At 42.4% G+C, this 21,019-nt stretch carries 25 protein-coding genes and 1 rRNA gene; 25 read left to right on the forward strand and 1 reads right to left on the reverse strand.

The genetic code is table 11. From position 1 onward, the window contains the following. Positions 1-15 precede the first annotated feature (15 nt). From rrf to rsmI, 12 genes are all read left to right on the forward strand, one after another. A 5S ribosomal RNA gene (rrf, locus tag H513_RS0116075) occupies positions 16-128 on the forward strand. Between the two features lie 281 nt (positions 129-409). Then, the gene (locus H513_RS0116080; protein ID WP_026801640.1) at positions 410-601 is read left to right on the forward strand and encodes a sigma factor G inhibitor Gin; all 192 of its coding nucleotides are present in this window, start codon (positions 410-412) and stop codon (positions 599-601) included. Positions 602-693: 92 nt separating this feature from the next. Continuing rightward, positions 694-2,127 (forward strand): aminotransferase class I/II-fold pyridoxal phosphate-dependent enzyme, encoded by a 1,434-nt coding sequence (locus H513_RS0116085; protein WP_026801641.1) that lies wholly within the window; start codon positions 694-696, stop codon positions 2,125-2,127. Positions 2,128-2,140: 13 nt separating this feature from the next. Beyond that, positions 2,141-2,764 carry a dTMP kinase gene (tmk, locus tag H513_RS0116090; protein ID WP_026801642.1) on the forward strand — a complete coding sequence of 208 codons (624 nt, stop codon included), beginning with the start codon at positions 2,141-2,143 and terminating at the stop codon, positions 2,762-2,764. A gap of 82 nt (positions 2,765-2,846) precedes the next feature. Beyond that, a complete protein-coding gene (locus H513_RS0116095; RefSeq protein ID WP_026801643.1) occupies positions 2,847-3,176 on the forward strand; it encodes a cyclic-di-AMP receptor in 330 nt (109 codons plus the stop codon). Between the two features lie 26 nt (positions 3,177-3,202). Further along, positions 3,203-3,643 (forward strand): YaaR family protein, encoded by a 441-nt coding sequence (locus H513_RS0116100; protein ID WP_026801644.1) that lies wholly within the window; start codon positions 3,203-3,205, stop codon positions 3,641-3,643. 12 nt (positions 3,644-3,655) lie between these two features. Then, positions 3,656-4,642, forward strand: coding sequence for a DNA polymerase III subunit delta' (gene holB, locus H513_RS0116105; RefSeq protein WP_026801645.1), 987 nt, complete (start codon positions 3,656-3,658; stop codon positions 4,640-4,642). Between the two features lie 5 nt (positions 4,643-4,647). Continuing rightward, positions 4,648-5,475, forward strand: coding sequence for a PSP1 domain-containing protein (locus H513_RS0116110; protein ID WP_026801646.1), 828 nt, complete (start codon positions 4,648-4,650; stop codon positions 5,473-5,475). A gap of 52 nt (positions 5,476-5,527) precedes the next feature. Continuing rightward, the gene (gene yabA / locus H513_RS0116115; RefSeq protein WP_407946630.1) at positions 5,528-5,839 is read left to right on the forward strand and encodes a DNA replication initiation control protein YabA; all 312 of its coding nucleotides are present in this window, start codon (positions 5,528-5,530) and stop codon (positions 5,837-5,839) included. An 83-nt stretch (positions 5,840-5,922) separates the two neighbouring features. Continuing rightward, entirely contained in the window at positions 5,923-6,666 is a 744-nt protein-coding gene (locus H513_RS0116120) for a tRNA1(Val) (adenine(37)-N6)-methyltransferase (protein WP_026801648.1), read from the forward strand. Then, positions 6,656-6,925, forward strand: a complete 270-nt coding sequence (locus tag H513_RS0116125) for a GIY-YIG nuclease family protein (RefSeq protein ID WP_026801649.1) — start codon at positions 6,656-6,658, stop codon at positions 6,923-6,925. The genes H513_RS0116120 and H513_RS0116125 overlap by 11 nt, the downstream gene beginning before the upstream one ends. Beyond that, positions 6,922-7,797 carry a 16S rRNA (cytidine(1402)-2'-O)-methyltransferase gene (gene rsmI / locus H513_RS0116130; protein WP_026801650.1) on the forward strand — a complete coding sequence of 292 codons (876 nt, stop codon included), beginning with the start codon at positions 6,922-6,924 and terminating at the stop codon, positions 7,795-7,797. Before H513_RS0116125 ends, rsmI begins: the two co-directional genes overlap by 4 nt. Positions 7,798-7,857: 60 nt before the next feature. Here the strand turns inward: rsmI and H513_RS0116135 are convergent, their stop codons facing one another. Next, complete coding sequence (locus H513_RS0116135) at positions 7,858-8,142, reverse strand: AbrB/MazE/SpoVT family DNA-binding domain-containing protein (RefSeq protein ID WP_197057419.1); 285 nt, start codon at positions 8,140-8,142, stop codon at positions 7,858-7,860. Positions 8,143-8,629: 487 nt separating this feature from the next. On the opposite strand from H513_RS0116135, the gene metG reads away from it, so the two are divergent. From metG to H513_RS0116200, 13 genes are all read left to right on the forward strand, one after another. Next, a complete protein-coding gene (gene metG / locus H513_RS0116140; RefSeq protein WP_026801652.1) occupies positions 8,630-10,582 on the forward strand; it encodes a methionine--tRNA ligase in 1,953 nt (650 codons plus the stop codon). Positions 10,583-10,697: 115 nt separating this feature from the next. Continuing rightward, complete coding sequence (locus tag H513_RS0116145) at positions 10,698-11,468, forward strand: TatD family hydrolase (RefSeq protein WP_026801653.1); 771 nt, start codon at positions 10,698-10,700, stop codon at positions 11,466-11,468. A 181-nt stretch (positions 11,469-11,649) separates the two neighbouring features. Next, positions 11,650-12,840, forward strand: coding sequence for a G5 and 3D domain-containing protein (locus tag H513_RS0116150; RefSeq protein ID WP_026801654.1), 1,191 nt, complete (start codon positions 11,650-11,652; stop codon positions 12,838-12,840). Positions 12,841-12,954: 114 nt separating this feature from the next. Further along, entirely contained in the window at positions 12,955-13,515 is a 561-nt protein-coding gene (gene rnmV, locus H513_RS0116155; protein WP_026801655.1) for a ribonuclease M5, read from the forward strand. Next, positions 13,512-14,390, forward strand: a complete 879-nt coding sequence (rsmA, locus tag H513_RS0116160) for a 16S rRNA (adenine(1518)-N(6)/adenine(1519)-N(6))-dimethyltransferase RsmA (protein WP_026801656.1) — start codon at positions 13,512-13,514, stop codon at positions 14,388-14,390. Before rnmV ends, rsmA begins: the two co-directional genes overlap by 4 nt. A 65-nt stretch (positions 14,391-14,455) precedes the next feature. Continuing rightward, positions 14,456-15,355, forward strand: a complete 900-nt coding sequence (gene yabG, locus H513_RS20505) for a sporulation peptidase YabG (RefSeq protein ID WP_036770498.1) — start codon at positions 14,456-14,458, stop codon at positions 15,353-15,355. 175 nt (positions 15,356-15,530) lie between these two features. Beyond that, positions 15,531-15,794, forward strand: a complete 264-nt coding sequence (gene veg, locus H513_RS0116170) for a biofilm formation stimulator Veg (RefSeq protein ID WP_026801657.1) — start codon at positions 15,531-15,533, stop codon at positions 15,792-15,794. 130 nt (positions 15,795-15,924) lie between these two features. Continuing rightward, a complete protein-coding gene (locus H513_RS0116175) occupies positions 15,925-16,107 on the forward strand; it encodes a small, acid-soluble spore protein, alpha/beta type (protein ID WP_026801658.1) in 183 nt (60 codons plus the stop codon). A 70-nt stretch (positions 16,108-16,177) separates the two neighbouring features. Beyond that, the gene (ispE, locus tag H513_RS0116180; protein WP_026801659.1) at positions 16,178-17,047 is read left to right on the forward strand and encodes a 4-(cytidine 5'-diphospho)-2-C-methyl-D-erythritol kinase; all 870 of its coding nucleotides are present in this window, start codon (positions 16,178-16,180) and stop codon (positions 17,045-17,047) included. 55 nt (positions 17,048-17,102) lie between these two features. Further along, positions 17,103-17,918 (forward strand): pur operon repressor, encoded by an 816-nt coding sequence (gene purR, locus H513_RS0116185; protein ID WP_026801660.1) that lies wholly within the window; start codon positions 17,103-17,105, stop codon positions 17,916-17,918. A gap of 159 nt (positions 17,919-18,077) precedes the next feature. After that, entirely contained in the window at positions 18,078-18,377 is a 300-nt protein-coding gene (gene spoVG, locus H513_RS0116190) for a septation regulator SpoVG (protein WP_026801661.1), read from the forward strand. A 139-nt stretch (positions 18,378-18,516) separates the two neighbouring features. Further along, complete coding sequence (glmU, locus tag H513_RS0116195; RefSeq protein ID WP_026801662.1) at positions 18,517-19,884, forward strand: bifunctional UDP-N-acetylglucosamine diphosphorylase/glucosamine-1-phosphate N-acetyltransferase GlmU; 1,368 nt, start codon at positions 18,517-18,519, stop codon at positions 19,882-19,884. 151 nt (positions 19,885-20,035) lie between these two features. Then, the gene (locus H513_RS0116200) at positions 20,036-20,992 is read left to right on the forward strand and encodes a ribose-phosphate diphosphokinase (protein WP_026801663.1); all 957 of its coding nucleotides are present in this window, start codon (positions 20,036-20,038) and stop codon (positions 20,990-20,992) included. Positions 20,993-21,019 lie beyond the last annotated feature (27 nt).

Consider the following 21,019-nt stretch of genomic DNA (forward strand, 5'->3'; position numbering starts at 1 on the left):
ATCCTTCTATATAAGTTGAGTGGCGATAGCGAAGAGGTCACACCTGTTCCCATGCCGAACACAGCAGTTAAGCTCTTCAGCGCCGATGGTAGTCGGGTTCGCCCCGCAAGAGTAGGACGCCGCTCAGCAATTGAAAACACCTTCTAGGTTCTTCCTAGAGGGTGTTTTTTTGTGATTATAGGTTTCAAGGGAAGAAACCGGGGAACATGAGATAGGTCATCATTCTAGTGTCTAAGAGGAGTTTAGAACATGTCACAAATGAATTCTGCTCTGTCTCGTACTAATTCACTCGTACAGACACTATTTGATTGTGTTACACATACTAATAAGTAGTCAGAGATTGTTAGAGTAAAAGAATGTATAACATTCGTTAGATTAGGAGAAACTAATCTTACGGAGGTGGGAGAAATTGAACCAAGCGGAACAAGAAAATCATTGTGTCATTTGCGAACGGAAAAAAGACGATGGCTACAAGCTAACTCACGTATTTCTATGCCGGGAATGTGAGCAAGAAATGATTCACACAGACCCAAACGACCCGAAATATACCTACTTCTTGAAGAAGCTACGAGTGTTAAAACAAGCTACACAATATTCGTAAGAGGACCGGACAATGATGTTCGGTTTTTTTATGTCTTCTTAACCTTTCATGATATTCTCGTATATAGCTATTAATAAAAAGGAGCCTTATCTATGATTGAACACCAAAGGACACCGCTATATGAAACGTTAGTGAAACATAGATGGAAGGGAGCCACAAGCTATCACGTTCCTGGACATAAGAACGGAAATGTATTCTATGAAAGAGGGAAAACCTTATTTCAAGATATTCTATCAATTGATTTAACTGAAATAAGTGGGCTAGATGATTTACATGAACCAGGAGGAGTGATTCAAGAAGCACAAGAACTTGCCTCAACACATTTTGGGAGTCGGGCCAGCTACTTCTTGGTAGGAGGGAGTACTGCTGGAAATTTAGCTTCAGTGCTTGCTGCTTCGGAACGGGAAGGACCAATCCTAATTCAGCGGAACAGTCATAAATCGATTTACAATGGACTCGAGCTTTCAGGCGCATCGACCGTACTGATAGCACCAAGATACAGTGTGCGAACAGGTCTATATCATGATTTACATGTAGAAGATGTAATAGAAGCTGTTGAACAGTTCCAAGATGCAAGTGCAATCGTGCTAACGTACCCAGATTATTATGGGAATACCTATGACTTAAAATCAATCATAGACTATGCACATCAATTCGATATACCGGTGATTGTGGACGAGGCTCATGGAGTGCATCTTCATCTCGACCCTCGTCTTCCTTCATCAGCTATAGAGTTAGGTGCTGACATCGTTGTGCACTCTGCCCATAAGATGGCTCCTGCTATGACAATGGGAGCATTTCTGCATCATTGCTCATCGCGTGTAGACATAAATCGTATTCAGCATTATCTACAATTGATTCAGTCGAGTAGCCCCTCTTATCCAATTATGGCCTCTCTTGATTTATCTCGGGCCTACTTAGCTTCTTTAGATGAAAAGGAGATAGGGCGGATCTTAGAACGGATTGAAACTGAACGTAAACTCATGGCCTCGCCTCACCATTATGAAGTCATCCCTCACCATGCAACCGATGACCCTTTCAAAACCACGTTAAGGGTGCAAGAGGGGTATAATGGGCAAGAAATAGCGAGACGATTAGAAGGGGTAGGGCTCTTCCCTGAGCTTGTACAAGATTCTCATATCCTTCTCGTCCATGGTTTAGATTACTCCGAACTGAACACGATCGAAAAAAGGTGGGAGAAGGCGCACAACTCATTAAAAAGTATGCAAGGAAATCATGCTACAATAGAAACTGAGGTAATGAACTATCCTGCTATTACAAGAATGCCTTATCCTTATCAACAATTGAAGCACTGGGTGACAAAAGAGGTGACTGCTGAAGAAGCAGTTGGACAACTTTCGGCATGTTCGGTTATTCCCTATCCACCTGGAATCCCTCTTATTGCAAAAGGGGAAATCATAACAGAGGGTCAAATTAACGAACTGCGCAGATTACAACAAAGTAATCTCCACATCCAGTCCAGTGAATGCAATTTACAAAAGGGTTTACTCATATACGAAAGATAGAAGGAGTTTTAATGTGAACGGAATCTTTATAACATTTGAAGGTGGAGAGGGTGCAGGGAAAACCACTGTCCTCCAACAAATAAAAGACAATTTAACAGCGAAAGGCTTGCCGGTAGTCGTAACACGGGAGCCTGGAGGGGTTTATATAGCTGAGCAGATTAGGGAAGTGATTCTAAATCCGACTCATACAAAGATGGATGGTCGGACGGAAGCCCTTCTTTATGCAGCGGCGAGACGCCAGCACTTAGTAGAGGTTGTCCTTCCAGCACTTCAAGAAGGTAAGATTGTACTATGCGATCGATTTATTGATAGCAGTTTAGCTTATCAAGGATATGCGAGAGGTCTTGGCATGGAAGAAGTATATAAGATAAATGAATTTGCAATTGAGACATGTATGCCATCTGCAACCTTTCTCTTCGATATACCGCCAGAAGAAGGTTTAAAGCGAATTCAAGCGAACGATACAAGAGAAAAGAACCGTCTGGACCTAGAGAAATTATCGTTTCACCAACACGTAGCAGAAGCCTATGATTTATTGGCGAAGCAATTCTCTGAGCGCATTCAAAAGGTAGATGCACTGCGTCCACTGACAGAAGTCGTGGCGGATGTAGAAGGACGTATTGAAGATTTATTGTAAAATTATGTACTTCTTCCATTCGTAATCCTTCTTATTCTTGTTATAATAGAAGTAAATGAGTACTAAAGAAGGAGGGGCGGCGTTGAAGCTAATTCTCGCGGTCGTTCAAGATAAAGATACAAATCGATTAACAGATGCCTTAACCGAGCACAACTATCAGTCCACGAAGTTGTCGTCAACGGGCGGATTTCTGAAGGCTGGAAATACGACGCTCATGATTGGGGTAAATGACGAAAACGTTGATGGTGTCTTAGACATCATCCGAGATAATTGTAGCCAAAGAGAGCAGATGGTCGCACCGATCTCTCCTATGGGAGGCAATGCAGACTCTTATATACCGAAGCCTGTACAAGTTGAAGTAGGCGGGGCGACTGTATTTGTGTTGCCAATCGAATCTTTCTTTCAATTTTAAGCAAGACATAGAGGGAGTTACGCGTCATGAAAATTGCACAAGATCTTCGTACGCAAATGGAGACTGGTCAAGCAAATACAAAACGTGCCACCCCATCTACGAAACAATTTGGGTCTATGGTCCAAGTACAGACAAACCAATTGCGTCAGGAAGAATTGAACCGATTACTTGATCATGTGACGAAGCAAGGAGAGAAACTTGCGAGGTTCCGTTCATTTCAAGATCTCGCGAAGTATAAGCGCCTCGTTAAGTCCTTTTTAGAAGAAACGGTTCAACATGGGGTAAGCTTGAAACAAAGTCAGAGCTTTAACATGTATGGACAAAGTCGTAAAATGACTGTTGTTGAAGCGATTGATGAGAAGTTAACAGAGCTGACAGACAGCCTTATGGAGCAAGAGAAGAAATCCATTGATTTGCTAGGGATTATCGGTGAGATTAAAGGATTATTAGTAAATTTATATACGTAAGGTCGTGAAAGTGTGAGAACATGGTCCGAAATGAGTCAGATTCAACCCAAAGTTACGAAGATGCTAACGAACAGTATTCAGAAAGACCGCGTCTCTCACGCCTATCTGTTTCAAGGAGCAAGGGGAACAGGGAAAAGGGAAATGAGTTCTCTTTTAACTCAGAGCTTCTTCTGTTCGAATCGAGATGGGGTTGAACCATGTCAACGTTGTAAAGATTGTCATCGAATACAATCAGGGAACCACCCAGATGTTCATGAGATTGTAGCAGAAGGACAATCCATCAAGAAAGAACAAATCCTTCATCTACAGAAGGAATTCACGTATACAGGCTTAGAATCAAATCAGAAGGTCTATATTGTTCAAGATGCTGATAAGATGACGGCAAATGCGGCTAACCGGTTACTTAAATTTCTGGAAGAGCCAAATCGACAGACCATGGCTATCCTTCTCACTGAAAATGGCCAATCTATTCTCGACACGATTCGGTCTCGTTGTCAGATTCTGTCCTTTCAACCATTGAACGCTAAGAATTTAGAGAATCGGCTTATGGAGGAAGGAATAAATGAAGCAACTGCTCGCTTGCTTGCATCGTTGACGAACAATCTGGATGAAGCTGTCGAATTAAGTCGTGATGAGTGGTTTGCTAAGGCAAGAAAGATAGTGATACAATTAATTGAAATCTTGCAAAGTAAGCCTGATGAAGCGCTACTATTTATTCATAATGAATGGATGCCCCATTTTCAAGACCGAGAAGCTCATAGTAAAGGTCTAGACTTATTGATGATTTGGTTTAAAGACCTGGTGTATGAGCATGTCGAAAACGAGGCAGCCATTATTTTTATACAAGAGAAAGAACGCATTCAAAAGAGTTCATATCAATGGTCTAAGCAATTTGCGACGGATGCATTAACCCATATATTAGAGGCGAAACGCAATCTTCATTCAAATGTACACCCGACCTTGGTAATGGAACAGCTTACGCTACAGATACAGAGGTGATATGATTGGTTGAAGTTGTAGGCGTACGATTTAAACAAGCCGGAAAAGTGTACTACTTCTCTCCTGGAAATCTCACAATATCGACCAATGATTACGTCATTGTAGAAACCGTTCGTGGGATTGAATTCGGGAAGGTAGTCGTTGGCAACAAAGAAGTAGAGGAAGACGACGTTGTCTTACCTTTGAAACAAGTCATTCGAATTGCGGATGATAAAGATAAATTAGTTGTAGAGGAAAACAAGGAAAATGCTGTGGAAGCCTATCAGGTATGTTCGAAGAAGATTAATGAACATAAACTAGACATGAAGCTAGTAGAAGTTGAGTATACATTTGACCGAAACAAAGTAATCTTTTACTTCACAGCGGATGGTCGTGTAGATTTCCGAAACCTCGTTAAAGATCTTGCTTCTGTATTTAGAACTCGAATAGAATTAAGACAAATTGGTGTTCGCGATGAAGCCAAAATGCTTGGTGGAATTGGACCTTGTGGACGTATGCTTTGTTGCTCCACCTTCCTTGGAGACTTTGAGCCAGTATCCATCAAGATGGCAAAGGATCAAAACCTCTCTCTAAACCCTGCTAAAATCTCAGGTCTATGTGGACGCTTAATGTGTTGCTTAAAATACGAGAATGACGATTATGAGGAAGCAAAAGAGGTATTGCCAGACATAGGCGAGAATGTCATGACGCCTCAAGGTCAAGGACGAGTAGTGGGCCTAAATATCCTGGAGCGGATTGTACAGGTGGATGTTCGTAACGCAGAACGTGTGCTTGAGTACTCCCAAGATGAACTCCAAAAAGAAGGGGCAGTACCAACGCAAGCCACGGAATGATGGGGTGGATCACAGCGTGAATAAAAAAGAAATATTTGAACAAGTCACTCATATGGAAGAGCAGATTGGACAACTCTATCAGCAATTAGGTGATTTAAAGAATCATCTGGTCGCCCTACTTGAGGAAAACCAACACCTAAGCGTAGAGAATCACCATCTACGTCAACGGCTTGATCAAGGAAGTCATGACTATGACGAATCCTACGAGAAGAACTCAGAACTAAAAGGGGAGCTTGTAGGAGAGGGTTATGATAATTTAGCCCGTTTATACGAAGAAGGATTTCACATTTGCAACCTTCATTTTGGTAGCCCTCGCAATGAAGATTGCTTATTCTGTCTATCCTTCTTAAATAAAAAGAAATGACGTAGGATACGATGACCTTGCTGCCTCTGGTAGCAAGGTTTTCTTACGTTACTGATGCAGCTAGAGTATAAGGAGCGAGTAACATGGTACAACTACGAGAAGACGAACGGTTAGACTATCTGTTAGCGGAAGAAGAGATTCGCATTATCCAAAGTCCAACTGTGTTCTCATTTTCTTTAGACGCGGTTCTCCTTGGCAATTTTGCTGGGGTGCCTGTTAAGCGTGGGAAAATCTTAGACGTATGCTCTGGAAATGGTGTTATCCCATTATTTCTAACGAGACGATCAAACGCTCAAATTACGGGCGTGGAGATTCAAGAACGATTAGTAGATATGGCTAGACGTACAATGGAGTACAATAAGCTTCAAGAACAGGTGGACTTTGTACACGGAGATATACGAGACATGCCGAAGCTATTGGGGAACGGTAAATTCGACATGGTCACCTGTAACCCACCTTACTTTCAGACACCGAAAGTCGACCAGCTTAATGAAAATGAGCACCACGCAATCGCTCGTCATGAAATTCATGGCGATTTAGAGTCGATTGTTAAGTCAATTGGAATTCTAGCGCGCTCTGGTGGCAAAGTTGCCATGGTACATCGTCCGAACCGCTTGATTGACTTAATTGAACTGTTCCGTAAATACAAGATTGAACCTAAGCGTATTCGACTAGTACATCCAAAGCATGACAAGGAAGCCAATATGGTGTTAATCGAAGGCATGCGTGATGGCAAGCCTGATGTAAAGCTCTTACCACCTCTTTATGTGTACCATCAGGATGGCACTTATACGGAGGAGATGCAGGAGATCTTGTATGGAAAATAAGCATACCGTCTACATGTTGTCATGCAGCGATGGGACCATCTATACGGGTTACACCAATGATTTAACTAGGCGTGTACAGATGCACAATGAGGGAAAGGGTGCCAAGTATACGAGAGGTCGAGGTCCGGTACAGGCCGTGTATGTGAGTCATTTCGACCATAAAGGGGACGCATTACGTGAAGAACATCGCATTAAGCGGTTAACGAAGCAGCAGAAGTTGGCGCTCATTGCTGTGTATAAGGAAGGGCTGAACTCATGAGTATTCAACAAAGCTTTCAACCAAATGAGGAAGGATATGGAGCACTTTATATTGTGCCTACACCCATAGGGAACTTAGAAGACATCACCTATCGTGCGTTACGCATATTGGGTGAGGTAGACGTCATTGCAGCAGAGGATACAAGACAAACAAGGAAATTAATGAATCACTTTCAACTTTCTACGCCGTTGATTAGTTATCACGAGCATAACAAGCATGATAAAGAAGAGGGACTCATCCAACAAATAAAAGAGGGAAAAAGCATGGCTGTCGTAAGTGATGCGGGGATGCCGGCTGTATCAGACCCAGGCTTTGACCTTGTAAAACGTGCTGCTGTAGAAGGCATCCAAACAATTGTACTACCAGGAGCCAATGCCGCACTAGTAGCGCTAGTTGGGTCTGGACTTGATACAGAGCGCTTCTCTTTCTATGGCTTCCTTCCGCGGAAGAAGAAAGAGTTGAAAGAGGAATTAGAAGGATTAGTTAATCATCCATTTACGCTTGTATTTTATGAATCTCCCCACCGAATTAAAGAGACGGTGAAGCAGTTGGGAGAAGTGTTTGGTGACCGGGCCATTGCACTTGCACGAGAATTAACGAAACGTTATGAGGAATATGCAAGAGGGACGGCAGAAGAATTGTTGAGTTGGTTAAACAGCCATGAGGTTAGGGGTGAGTTTTGTATCGTTGTTGAGGGCAATTCTTCACCTGAGGTTGAAGAGCATAGCTGGTGGGAACACTTGTCGATGAAAGAGCATGTAGAGTTCTATATGGAAGAGAACATGTCTAGTAAGGATGCGATTAAGCAAGCATCTAAAGACCGTGATGTTCCAAAGCGTGACGTGTATCAGGCTTATCATATTGATGAATAAAACAAAAGGCTGATCTCAGTTGAGATTCAGCCTTTTTGTTAACCAGTTTTTTTATATCTATTATTTATCCATGTTAGATTGAATTTCTTTAATTAGCTCTTCTGCGCCTTCTTGGCTTAGAACTAATTTGCCGCCAGCTAGTGACATGTTGTCGTCAGACACTTCACCAGTAATGTGGCAAGTCATGTTCGGCTTATACTTTTTAAGTACGATACGGTCGTCGTCTACGTAGATTTCTAGAGCGTCCTTTTCATTGATTCCTAGAGTACGGCGAAGTTCAATTGGAATCACCACACGGCCTAGTTCGTCTACTTTACGTACAATACCAGTAGATTTCATTATAATTCTCCTCTCAACCTCAAAAGTTTTTTCTCTTTTTATTTAGACAGGATTCGACATCCTTATACCTCATATAGTACCAGTCATTCCCATGGATGTCAATTCTTTAATCTGCCTTTGTGTTCAAGATATTTACAACTATAAACGCTATCATCCCTGATATCAAGCGAAAAGCACAAAATATTTCATAAAGACCATTCACATAATTGGGCAAAAATTCTAATGACATTTTTACATATTTTCGACATATTTCGACATGAAATTCCTTCGGTTAGCGTAGTAAATGTCGAACGACTCTAGGTGACATCCATTTGTTGACATAGAAAACCTCTATTTTGTATAGTTTTCTGTTAGAGTTGGCAATAATGCATGTGAACAAGTAAAATAGAAGAGATGGGTCCAAAGAGAACGGACACTTGAAATATGAATCTCTCGTCCCTTGGGCGGGATTTTTTGTTATAAAGATTTACATATTGATTAAGGAGGGTGCTTTATGCCAGAAGAAAAGAACACATTCTACATTACGACACCAATCTACTATCCAAGCGGAAACTTGCACATTGGTCATGCGTATACGACTGTTGCAGGCGATGCAATGGCTCGATATAAACGATTGAGAGGCTATGAAGTCATGTATTTAACAGGTACAGACGAACACGGCCAGAAGATCCAGAGAAAAGCAGAAGATAAAGGGGTTACCCCACAACAGTATGTTGATGAGATTGTAAGTGGAATTAAAGACCTTTGGTCGAAGATGGACATTTCAATTGATGACTTCATTCGTACAACAGAATCTCGTCACACAGAAGTAGTCGAGAAAATCTTCTCCTATTTACTAGAGAAAGGTGATATCTACCTTGATCAGTATGAAGGTTGGTATTGTACTTCTTGTGAATCATTCTTTACTGAACGTCAATTGGTAGATGGTCGTTGCCCGGACTGTGGGAACGAAGTAGAGAAGGTTAAAGAAGAATCCTATTTCTTCAAGATGAGTAAATACGTTGATCAACTTCTTGAATTCTACGAACAGAATCCACATTTCATTCAACCTGAAAGCCGTAAGAATGAAATGATCAACAACTTCATTAAACCAGGCCTTGAAGACTTGGCCATTTCAAGAACATCCTTTGACTGGGGCGTAAAAGTTCCAAACGATCCGAAGCACGTGATTTATGTATGGATTGACGCATTGAGCAACTATATTACGGCTCTTGGGTATGGTACTGATAATGACGAAATTTATCAGAAATTCTGGCCGGCAGACGTGCACCTTATGAGTAAAGAGATTGTACGTTTCCATACTATTTACTGGCCAATCATGCTTATGGCATTGGATCTTCCTCTACCGAAGCAAGTATTTGCTCATGGCTGGATTCTAATGAAAGATGGCAAGATGTCTAAATCCAAAGGGAACGTGGTGGACCCGAACGACTTAATCGACCGCTACGGTTTAGATCCTCTTCGTTATTATTTACTTCGTGAAGTTCCATTTGGTTCTGATGGCGTATTTACACCTGAAGGATTCGTTGAGCGCACAAACTTCGATTTGGCGAACGATTTAGGAAACCTTGTGAACCGTACTGTTGCGATGATTGGGAAATACTTTGACGGGCAAATTCCAAGTCTGAAAGCAGGAGAGACAGAAGTTGACCAGTCTCTTGAGCAAGCGGCGAAGGAAACGAAAGAGTCAGTTGAAGAAGCGATGGACAACATGCAGTTCTCTGTTGCGCTTGTAAATCTGTGGTCCTTCGTAAGTCGTACGAACAAGTACATCGATGAGACAACTCCATGGGTGCTTGCGAAAGATGAATCTCAGAAAGAGCGTCTTGGCAACGTGATGGCTCACTTAGCTGAATCAATCCGCCATATTGCGGTTATGCTACAGCCATTCATGACGCGCACGCCTAAGCGCATCCTTGAGCAACTTGGAATTGAAGATGAGGGTTACCTAGTATGGGACAGCTTGAACGAGTTTGGACAAATTCCTGCAGGTACACAAGTTCAAAAAGGAGAGCCGATCTTCCCTCGTCTTGATACAGAGGAAGAAACGCAATTGATTAAGAGCATGATGAAGGGTGGAACTCCTGAGCCTGAAACGGAAGAAGAAGCGGATGAATCCAATGAAATTGCAATTGATGATTTCATGAAGGTGGATCTGCGCGTGGCAGAAGTTGTGGAAGCGGACAAACACCCTAAAGCGGATAAGCTTCTTCGCCTTCAGCTCGACTTAGGTACTGAGAAACGTCAGGTGGTATCAGGAATCGCACAACATTATTCCCCTGAAGATTTAATCGGGAAGAAAGTGGTCTGTGTGACAAATCTAAAACCTGTTAAGCTACGTGGTGAACTATCTCAAGGAATGGTATTAGCGGGCGATGATGAGAATGGAACATTGTCTCTTGCTTCTATAGACCAATCCTTGCCGAACGGTACACGTGTTAAATAAGAGACAGATTGAAAGAGGGGCTTTTTACAAAAGTCCCTCTTTCTCGCATGTCGTGTTGAAAAAGTGGGAAAGGTGTTACACTAAGGGCAAACTCTAAACAAAGGAGACTTCCACCATGCTATTTGATACTCACGTACACTTAAATGCTCAACAATTCGATGAAGACAGAGAGGAAGTCATCAAACGAGCTAGAGAAGCTGGTGTACACTATATGGTCGTTGTTGGGTTCGACCGCGAAACGATTCCACTCGCAATTGAGATTGCAGAGTCTCACGAAGATATTTATGCTGCTGTAGGATGGCACCCTGTTGATGCCATTGACATGGAAGAGTCAGACCTTGAATGGATTGAGGAACTCTCAAGTCATCCTAAGGTAGTGGCGATTGGTGAGATGGGGCTTGATTATCACTGGGATAAGTCGCCGGTTGATGTCCAGAAAGAAGTGTTCCGTAAACAGATTCGTTTGGCTAAGAAAGTAAATATGCCAATTATCATTCATAATCGTGAAGCGACTCAAGATATCGTCGACCTATTGGAAGAAGAGGACGCGAAGGAAGTAGGAGGCATTATGCACTGCTACAGTGGTTCTGTCGAAATCGCAAAGAAATGTGTCGATATGAACTTCTATATCTCCCTCGGCGGTCCAGTAACGTTTAAAAACGCGAAGAAACCTAAAGAGGTGGCGGAAGAAATACCTCTTGAGCAATTGCTCATTGAAACAGACTGTCCATTCTTAGCGCCACATCCAAATCGTGGTACAAGAAATGAACCATCTTACGTAAATTTGGTGGCAGAGAAAATTGCGGAAATTAAAGGGATTTCAATTGAAGAAGTAGCTGAAAAAACAACAGCTAACGCCTTTGACGTATTTAAGATTGACCGCTAGATAATGAGAATCTACTAGTTAGCATGAGAGTCAAGTACATAAGTGTACTTGGCTCTTTTCTTATGGGGACAAGGTTTTGTGGGGGTAGGTAATTCGATGTAATGTGATTGTAATCTCTCTGTAATTGACTTGCTTGTCAGCCAGTGGCTATAATCAAACGCGTAACTAAAGGAGGCAAATTATGAAAAAAGTTGTGTTATCGCTGGTAAGTGCCATCGTGTTTTTTGCCTTACTTGGAACATTAACCTATCAAGCTACGAAAGCCGAAGTCACGTTACGCGCAAATGATAAAGTACAAAGCGTGCGTACACATGCCGACAACGTAGGACAATTACTAGAATCTCAAGACATTCATGTTGAATCATACGATACATTATCCCACAACAAAGAAGAAAAATTGAAAAACGGCATGCAGATTACATACGAATCTGCTAAAGAAGTGACCGTCACGACAAATGGTGAAGAGAAGCAATACTTCACTACGGCAGATACGGTACAACAATTCCTGGAGGAGAATGACATATCCTTAGCTGAACATGACATCATGGACAGAGCGGAGACGGATTCCATCCAAGAAGGGTTGATCATCGAGGTTGATCGAGCCATCCAAGTAACGCTTAATGACGGCGGAGAACAAGAAGATTTATGGACAACGAAAGACAACGTTGATGAATTCTTACAAGAACAAAGCGTTGAGCTTGGTGAATTAGATAAAGTGAATTTGGAATCATCGGATGCATTGAAGACTGGACAGACCGTTACGATCACTCGCGTCGAGAAAGTAACAGACGTAGTTGAAGAAGCGGTGAACTACGCTACTGTCAAGCGTAACGACAATTCCTTGTCCAAAGGGAAAGAGCAAGTCGTTGAGTCAGGCCAAGAAGGAAAGATGGAGAAGCATTATGAAGTTATATTAGAAAATGGTGAGGAAGTAAGCCGTAAGCTCGTTAAAGAAGAAACGGTTTCTGAAAGCCGCGATCGAATTGTAGCAGTGGGAACAAAAGTAAGCACACCAGCTACAACGTCCGTATCGACTACTTCTAATAAGAGTGAAACCATCTCTCGTAATAATAATGGAGCAAAGAAAGAAATCTACATGACCGCTACTGCTTATACAGCGAATTGTAGTGGTTGCAGTGGAATTACTTCAACAGGAATTAACCTAAAAGCAAATCCGAATCAAAAGGTAGTGGCGGTTGACCCTAGTGTCATCCCACTTGGTACAAAGGTTTGGGTTGAGGGTTATGGGTATGCTGTTGCTGGAGATACTGGTTCTGCCATTAAAGGGAACAAAATTGATTTGTTCATCCCGAATCAAGGCCAAGCAAGAAGTTTTGGTCGTAAACAAGTTCGTGTTCGTATATTGAAGTAAGAAGCAGAGTACGCTCTGCTTCTTTTTTTATGCCCTTCATACGGCGTGCATTTTCTTTTTACACGCTTCGTGTTATAACTAGGTAAGAATTCTGTATCATTGGAGGGTGAACAAGTGAAAATAAAAGAAGTTATTGTGGTCGAAGGTCGAGACGACACAGTCAACGTTCATCGCGCGGTTGATGCAGACACAATTGAAACGAACGGGTCAGCTGTGAATCACACAGTGCTCGAGCAAATTAAACACGCTCAAGAAAAACGTGGAGTCATTATCTTCACAGACCCTGATTATCCTGGGGAGCGTATACGGCATATCATTACACAAGCTGTTCCTGGTTGTAAGCACGCTTTTCTGCCGAGGAAAGAGGCATTAGCGAAAGGGAAAGGTTCCCTTGGAGTCGAGCATGCGAGCCCGGAAGCGGTACGTGAAGCCCTTCAAAGTGTCTATGAAATGACAGAAACGTATGAAACAGATATAACGCGAGAAGACCTTGTTATCTTCGGGTTAAATGGCGGTGCCAAAGCGAAAGACCGTAGACAAAAGCTTGGAAGTAAGCTGAAGATTGGATACACCAATGGAAAGCAGCTCTACAAGCGCTTATCTATGTTTGAAATTACAAGAGGAGAGTTCATCAAGGCGATGGATGAGATCTTGCAGGAGGAAATTGTAGAATGACGGATTATAAAGCAATATCAACACCAAAGAGAACAAAAGAAATCTTACAGAAATATGGCTTCTCATTTAAGAAAAGTCTAGGGCAGAATTTCTTGATTGATGTAAATATACTAGAGAATATTGTAAAACATGCTGGTGTAACAGAAGAAGCAGGGGCAATTGAAATTGGCCCTGGTATTGGTGCGTTAACCGAACAACTTGCTCGTCACGGCGACCGTGTGCTTGCCTTCGAGATTGATCAGCGCTTGTTGCCTATCTTGGATGATACGTTGAGTCCATATGACAATGTATCCATCATACACAAAGACATTTTAGAAGCGGATGTTCATTCGCTAATCAAAGAACATTTCGCTGAAGGTCAATCCATTAAAGTGGTTGCGAACCTTCCCTACTACATCACTACACCTATCCTAATGAAACTTCTAATGGAGAAACTTCCTGTTGAGGATATAACAGTGATGATTCAGAAAGAAGTGGCAGATCGTATGGCAGCGGGTCCGAATACGAAGAGCTACGGTTCCTTGTCAATTGCTGTTCAATATTACACAGAAGCTAAAGTAGTTATGAATGTACCGAAGACATCCTTTATGCCTCAGCCAAATGTGGATTCTTCCGTTCTTCGTCTTACACTTAGGAACGAACCGCCTGTTCAGGTAGAAGACGAAGACTTCTTCTTCGATTTAATCCGTTCCTGCTTCGCCCAGCGTAGGAAGACCATTATGAATAATTTATCTCGTCACTTTAAGGGTCAGATTGAGAAAGAGGATCTGCGCCAGGCGCTCGAGAACGCCGGAATCGAGCCTAAGCGTCGTGGGGAGTCGTTATCTATTCAAGAATATGCAGAGTTAGATCAAGCTATAAGAGCTTATTTATAAGGCACACTCTTCCCCTCCTTACATAGGCTACCATAAGAAAGTTTTTGGTATAGGGAGGGAGTTACGTGCTACAACAGGGTGACTTAGTAACACGTATTTCATATGGGCATGACCTACTCTTTCGCGTCTACGCGATAGATGGTCATCTTGTGCGATTATACGGCGAGGATCTGCGCCTTGAAGCTGATGCACCAGTAGAGGATTTAACAAAGGTAAATACAGATGAGCTTCGCAAGATAAAAGAGGCGGTCAAAGAGCAGGAAGATTATTCGTTTCGGCTATTTCGCCAAGATTATCAATTGATGAGAAGGCGACGAGAGTATGATGCCACTTCAGGCTATAAGCAGAAGACGCAGTACTTCCAGCTTCCATCTCGCGTGCTCCACTTAGACGGAGATCGTTTGTATCTTCGAAAATGCATCGAGCTCTATCAACAGCTCGGCCTTCAGGTTCATGGAGTTCATGTGAATGAGAAGGAAATGGCCCATCAAATTGGCGATTTAATCGATAAGATTAACCCGGATGTAGTTGTCATTACGGGTCATGATGCATTCTCAAAGAACAAAGGGCAAAAAAGCGACCTTAACGCCTACCGCCATTCTAAATATTTCGTAGAAACCGTGAGGGAAGCGAGGCGCAAGGTACCGCACTTAGACCAAATGATTATCTTTGCTGGTGCTTGCCAATCTCACTTTGAATCGTTAATTCGGGCTGGTGCAAACTTCGCCAGTTCTCCTTCACGGATTAACATCCATGCGCTTGATCCTGTCTATATCATTGCTAAGATTAGTTATACGCCTTTCATGGATAAGGTTAACGTACATGACGTTCTTCGTAACACATTGACTGGTGAGCGTGGTCTAGGCGGAGTAGAAACGCGAGGGTTAATGAGAACAGGTATGCCGTACGAATCTGATGATCAACCAGATTTACCATTTGATATGAAAACCATCAACGAAATTTGATGGTTTTTTTATTTGGAATCATACATAATTTGTCGAAAACTTAGAAAGAATAATTATAGAGTGGAAAAGGACGAAATAGCATTGACATAGTTTTTGTCTAACTGCTATAATAAAAAGTTTTATTTGACTCATTTTCTCGCCTGTGGTATAGTAAGTATATGTGAGGTGGAGTGTAGTGGCGAAGACATTAGCAGAAATCAAACATTCTCTTGATGAACAAATTGGAAAACGTTTGACGTTAAAGGCCAATGGTGGAAGAAGGAAAACCATTGAACGCAGTGGAGTACTTGCAGAAACTTATCCAGCTGTGTTTATTGTGGAATTGGACCAGGAACAAAACTCTTTTGAGCGAGTTTCCTACAGCTACGCCGATGTACTAACGGAAACAGTAGAACTTAGCTTTAATGAAGAATTGAATCGTGTTGTGTTGGAGCAGTAAACGTCCGTTTACTGCTTTGTTTTATCTTGTACATATATTCCTTTGTCCCCAAGAAGCGGTAGTGTAAACGACTGCGATTATGCGAATCATAAGGTTGTCGTGACGCTACAAACGAAAGGGGAGCTTCTCTTTGGGTAGACGAAGAGGCATGATGTCAGATCGTTTTAAAGAGGAACTTGCAAAGGACTTAGGGTTTTACGACGTTGTGAAAGAAGAGGGGTACGGTGGGATTTCAGCTCGTGACGCTGGTAACATGACGAAGCGAGCCGTACAACTTGCACAAACAAGGCTATCAGAGGGCAGATCCGAATAAGGGGTCTGTCCCCTTTTTTCAATTGTATGGTACAATTTGATACGATACATGGGATAAAGCAGGTGATGAGATGCGATTGTTAGAAAAGGCTCCAGCGAAAATTAACTTAGCATTAGACGTACTGTATAAACGACCGGACGGTTATCATGAGGTTGAAATGGTGATGACAACAGTAGATCTATCAGACCGTATTGAACTGAGCCCACTCAAAGAAAATGAAATTCGGATTGTGTCGGAGAACAGATTCGTGCCAAATGATGAACGAAATTTAGCTTATAAGGCAGCGAAGTTGCTTAAAGATACATATAGAATAAACGAAGGCGTAGAGATTTATATGGAGAAGTATATTCCGGTAGCTGCAGGCTTGGCGGGCGGGAGTAGTGATGCGGCTGCGACGCTTAGAGGATTGAATCGTCTCTGGGATTTAGAGTTATCGCTTGATACGTTAGCGGAACTTGGAAGCCATATTGGTTCTGATGTCTCGTTTTGTGTTCATGGAGGGACTGCACTAGCGACAGGAAGAGGCGAGAACATCCAGCAGCTCACTCCTCCTCCTGCTTGTTGGGTTGTCCTAGCGAAACCAACTGTTGGGGTATCCACCCAAACGATCTATCAACAGCTGGATTTAAATGAAGCGGAGCACCCGAATATCCCTAAGATGATCGAGGCGCTCGATGCGGAAGATTACGAAGGGATTTGTGCCAATCTAGGTAACGTATTAGAAGGGGTGACGACGAAGCTTCACCCCGAAGTGAATCAGTTAAAGAATCATATGAAAGAATTTGGAGCGGATGCAGTCTTAATGAGCGGGAGCGGTCCTACAGTGTTTGGATTGGTCCAACAAGAGTCTCGTGCTCATCGTATCTATAACGGTCTTAGAGGCTTCTGTGAGGACGTCTACGTTGTACGCCTGCTTGGTGACGGAACGCTACTTGATTAAATCCGTATAAAACTGTTATATTAATGACACAACATTCGGATTTTGAGGTGTAGGTATGAAAAGAAGTGAACGATTAGTCGCGATGACGCATTATCTCCTGGAGCACCCACATGGATTAGTATCCTTGCCGTTCTTTACGGAGAAATTTGATTCTGCAAAGTCCTCGGTTAGCGAGGATATGACTATTATTAATGTAATGTTTCAGCAGCTTGGTATAGGAGAACTTCACACCGTATCTGGAGCCGCCGGTGGTGTGAAGTTTGTTCCGTCCCAATCAGTAGAAAATAGTGAACGATTCGTTGACCAATTGGCTCACCAATTGGAAGACCCAGCACGTATTTTACCTGGTGGTTATCTCTTTATGAGCGACCTCTTAGGAGACCCGCACACCGTGAAGCAAATTGGTCAGCTGTTTGCTACCTATTTTGCGGAGACTGAGATTGATGTAGTCATCACAGTAGCAACGAAAGGGATACCGCTTGCATATGCAGTCGCTTCATTCTTGAACGTACCAGTCGTCATTGTGCGCCGCGACCCTAAGGTAACGGAGGGTTCGACTGTGAGCATTAATTATGTATCTGGTTCTTCTCGGAAGATCCAGACCATGGTGCTGCCTAAACGGAGCCTGTCAGAAGGGGCAAACGTTCTAATCGTGGACGACTTCATGAAAGCTGGGGGTACCATTAACGGAATGAAAAGCCTATTAAAAGAATTCAATGCACATGTTGCCGGTATCGGTGTGTTAGCGGAAGCGGAAGATGAAGAGGAAGAACGAGTTGTACAAGACTACGTGTCACTTCTTCAAATTCAACACGTCGACGAACGAGAACAGCGTATTGATATTGTACGAGGCAATTACTTTCAATCATAAATAGACAGAAGCCTTCATCTGCGTGATGGAGGCTTCTTTATGCCGTGAAATTGTAAGAAAATAAAAAAAGATAAATTTTTTTAAATAAAAAGAAGGAAATGACAAAGTCTTGTTGAATATTGGTAATAAGTTCTTAATGGGAAAAGGTGGTGACACATAATGGAAGTAACTGACGTTAGACTACGTCGAGTAACAACTGAAGGAAGAATGCGAGCAATTGCTTCTATTACGTTGGACCAGGAGTTCGTTGTACACGACATTCGTGTAATCGACGGAAACAACGGTTTATTCGTAGCGATGCCAAGCAAGCGTACTCCAGATGGTGAGTTTCGCGATATCGCGCATCCAATTAACTCCAATACACGTGGGAAGATTCAAGATGCGGTGTTAGAGGAATACCACCGAGCTGGTGAAGAAGAAACACAAGCTGTTGAATATGAAGAAGCAGGTGCTTCTTAATAGGTCAAACAACAGGGGTCTAATCTATTAGGTTATAGATTAGGCTCCTTTTTGTGTTGCGCATAATTATAGGTCTGTATTGAAATAGACCCCTATTTAAGATATATTCGTAATGGATAATAAGGATGGAGGTTTACCCATGTCAAATCGATACGCAGTAGTGCTGGCAGCAGGTCAAGGAACACGGATGAAATCAAAGTTATATAAAGTTCTTCATCCTGTTGTTGGAAAGCCAATGGTTCAACATGTTATAGATCAATTACAGGCAAGTCACTTAAGCCAAATTATTACAGTAGTCGGCCATGGAGCTGAGCAAGTTCAAGAGCAAATTGGTGAGGCTAGTTCTTTCGTTATACAAGAAGAGCAATTAGGTACAGGCCATGCTGTTCAACAAGCATCTTCTCAATTAGAAGGTAAAGAAGGTACTACGGTCGTTGCATGCGGGGACACCCCTTTGTTAACTTCGGAAACAATCGATTCACTTCTTTCCTACCATGAACAAGAAGCATCAAAAGTCACAATCTTAACAGCGCACGCAGATAACCCTAAAGGGTATGGTCGAGTGGTTCGCGATGAAGATGGACATGTGTTGCGAATTGTTGAAGAGAAGGATGCGACTGAAGAAGAAAAGCAAATAAAAGAAATTAATACAGGCACATACTGCTTCAATAATGTATCATTGTTTGAGGCGCTTAAGTCTGTTTCAAATGATAATGCACAAGGTGAATACTACTTACCAGACGTCATCGAAATCCTTAAGCAACAAGGCGAGAAAATCAGTGCGTACCAAACGCCTGATTTCGAAGAAACGCTTGGTGTGAATGATCGAGTAGCTTTAGCTCAAGCGGAAGCTGTTATGAAGCGTCGCATCAATGAGCGCCATTTACGCAACGGGGTAAGCATCATAGACCCTCAGAACACGTACATTGGGATGGATGTAACCATTGACCAAGATGCAATTATTTACCCTGGTACAGTCATTTCAGGTCATTCTCATATTGGAGAGGATGCAGTAGTAGGTCCTCATTCTGAAGTGAAGGATAGTACAATTGGTTCTGAAAGTGTAATTAAACAGAGCGTGGTGCATGACAGCACTGTTGGACGAGCTGTGAATGTAGGTCCATACGCTCACATTCGCCCACAATCACAACTAGGTGATGAAGTAAAAGTAGGAAACTTTGTCGAAATTAAAAAGGCGAGTATGGGCGACAAGAGTAAAGCCTCTCACCTAAGCTACATTGGTGATGCAGAAGTCGGAAAAGACGTCAATGTAGGCTGTGGCACCATTACAGTCAACTATGACGGTTCAAATAAACATCTTACTAAGATCGAGGATGGAGCCTTTATTGGTTGCAACTCAAACTTAATTGCGCCCGTAACAGTAGGAGAAGGTGCTTATGTGGCGGCTGGATCTACCATTACGGATGATGTTCCGAATCGTTCTTTATCAATTGCGCGTTCTCGTCAAACGAATAAAGAAGGCTACGCAGAGAAGTTTAAGAAATAGCTTCTCACGAATCGTTGTCTAGATAAATAAGGTGTACACCTTCACCCGTTTAAGGGAAAGTAAAGAAGCTTATGCTCCTACTCCTTTAAACACCCCATCAATACGACAGTTGTCGTAGATAAATTTAACCATTAATGGAGGGTATTAGCGAATGGCTAATCATCAATATAAAGATCCGTCTCTTAAGGTATTCTCGTTAAATTCAAATCCAACTCTTGCACAAGAAATTGCTGAGAATATCGGTACTGAACTTGGGAAATGTGCGGTCAAAGAGTTTAGTGATGGCGAGATTCAAATTAACATCGAAGAAAGCGTACGTGGCTGTGACGTGTATGTTGTTCAGTCTACAAGCGAGCCAGTCAACCAACACATCATGGAATTATTAATCATGATTGATGCACTTAAGCGTGCGTCTGCTCGTACAATCAACATTGTTATGCCTTACTATGGCTATGCACGACAAGACCGTAAAGCACGCTCTCGTGAGCCAATCACTGCGAAGCTTGTGGCAAACCTATTAGAGACAGCGGGCGCTTCTCGTGTCATCATGCTTGACCTACATGCGCCACAAATCCAAGGTTTCTTCGATATCCCAATTGACCACCTAGTAGGAGTACCATTGCTTGCAGATTACTTTGAAGAGAAGAACTTCGAAGATCTTGTTATTGTGTCTCCTGACCACGGTGGAGTAACACGTGCTCGTAAGATGGCGGACAGACTAAAAGCGCCAATTGCGATTATCGACAAACGTCGTCCGCGTCCGAACGTTGCAGAGGTTATGAACATTGTCGGGAACATTGAAGGAAAGACGGCAATCTTGATTGATGACATCATTGATACAGCGGGTACAATGACACTTGCTGCAAATGCCCTAATTGAGAACGGAGCAACAGATGTTTACGCTTGTTGTACACACCCAGTTCTTTCTGGACCAGCAATTGACCGTATTGAAAACTCTAAGATTAAGGAACTTGTTGTAACGAACACAATCCCACTGAAAGAAGAAAAACGTATCGAAAAGATTACGGAACTTTCTGTTGGAAACTTAATCAGTGAAGCGATCATGCGAGTTCATGAGCGCAAATCCATCAGCATCCTTTTTGACTAATTAAAGGAATTTGATGTTTATCCCCGA

Source organism: Pontibacillus halophilus JSM 076056 = DSM 19796, assembly GCF_000425205.1.
GTDB lineage: Bacteria > Bacillota > Bacilli > Bacillales > BH030062 > Pontibacillus_A > Pontibacillus_A halophilus.

What these genes read in the sequence shown, in the direction of transcription:
- metG (WP_026801652.1), top strand. Translation starts at nt 8,630, where the DNA reads ATGCCAGAAGAAAAGAACACATTCTACATTACGACACCAATCTACTAT.
- ispE (WP_026801659.1), top strand. Translation starts at nt 16,178, where the DNA reads ATGCGATTGTTAGAAAAGGCTCCAGCGAAAATTAACTTAGCATTAGAC.
- yabA (WP_407946630.1), top strand. Translation starts at nt 5,528, where the DNA reads ATGGAAGAGCAGATTGGACAACTCTATCAGCAATTAGGTGATTTAAAG.
- rsmI (WP_026801650.1), top strand. Translation starts at nt 6,922, where the DNA reads ATGAGTATTCAACAAAGCTTTCAACCAAATGAGGAAGGATATGGAGCA.
- H513_RS0116120 (WP_026801648.1), top strand. Translation starts at nt 5,923, where the DNA reads ATGGTACAACTACGAGAAGACGAACGGTTAGACTATCTGTTAGCGGAA.
- spoVG (WP_026801661.1), top strand. Translation starts at nt 18,078, where the DNA reads ATGGAAGTAACTGACGTTAGACTACGTCGAGTAACAACTGAAGGAAGA.
- H513_RS0116145 (WP_026801653.1), top strand. Translation starts at nt 10,698, where the DNA reads ATGCTATTTGATACTCACGTACACTTAAATGCTCAACAATTCGATGAA.
- H513_RS0116100 (WP_026801644.1), top strand. Translation starts at nt 3,203, where the DNA reads ATGAAAATTGCACAAGATCTTCGTACGCAAATGGAGACTGGTCAAGCA.
- glmU (WP_026801662.1), top strand. Translation starts at nt 18,517, where the DNA reads ATGTCAAATCGATACGCAGTAGTGCTGGCAGCAGGTCAAGGAACACGG.
- purR (WP_026801660.1), top strand. Translation starts at nt 17,103, where the DNA reads ATGAAAAGAAGTGAACGATTAGTCGCGATGACGCATTATCTCCTGGAG.
- rsmA (WP_026801656.1), top strand. Translation starts at nt 13,512, where the DNA reads ATGACGGATTATAAAGCAATATCAACACCAAAGAGAACAAAAGAAATC.
- H513_RS0116125 (WP_026801649.1), top strand. Translation starts at nt 6,656, where the DNA reads ATGGAAAATAAGCATACCGTCTACATGTTGTCATGCAGCGATGGGACC.
- H513_RS0116150 (WP_026801654.1), top strand. Translation starts at nt 11,650, where the DNA reads ATGAAAAAAGTTGTGTTATCGCTGGTAAGTGCCATCGTGTTTTTTGCC.
- H513_RS0116085 (WP_026801641.1), top strand. Translation starts at nt 694, where the DNA reads ATGATTGAACACCAAAGGACACCGCTATATGAAACGTTAGTGAAACAT.
- H513_RS0116200 (WP_026801663.1), top strand. Translation starts at nt 20,036, where the DNA reads ATGGCTAATCATCAATATAAAGATCCGTCTCTTAAGGTATTCTCGTTA.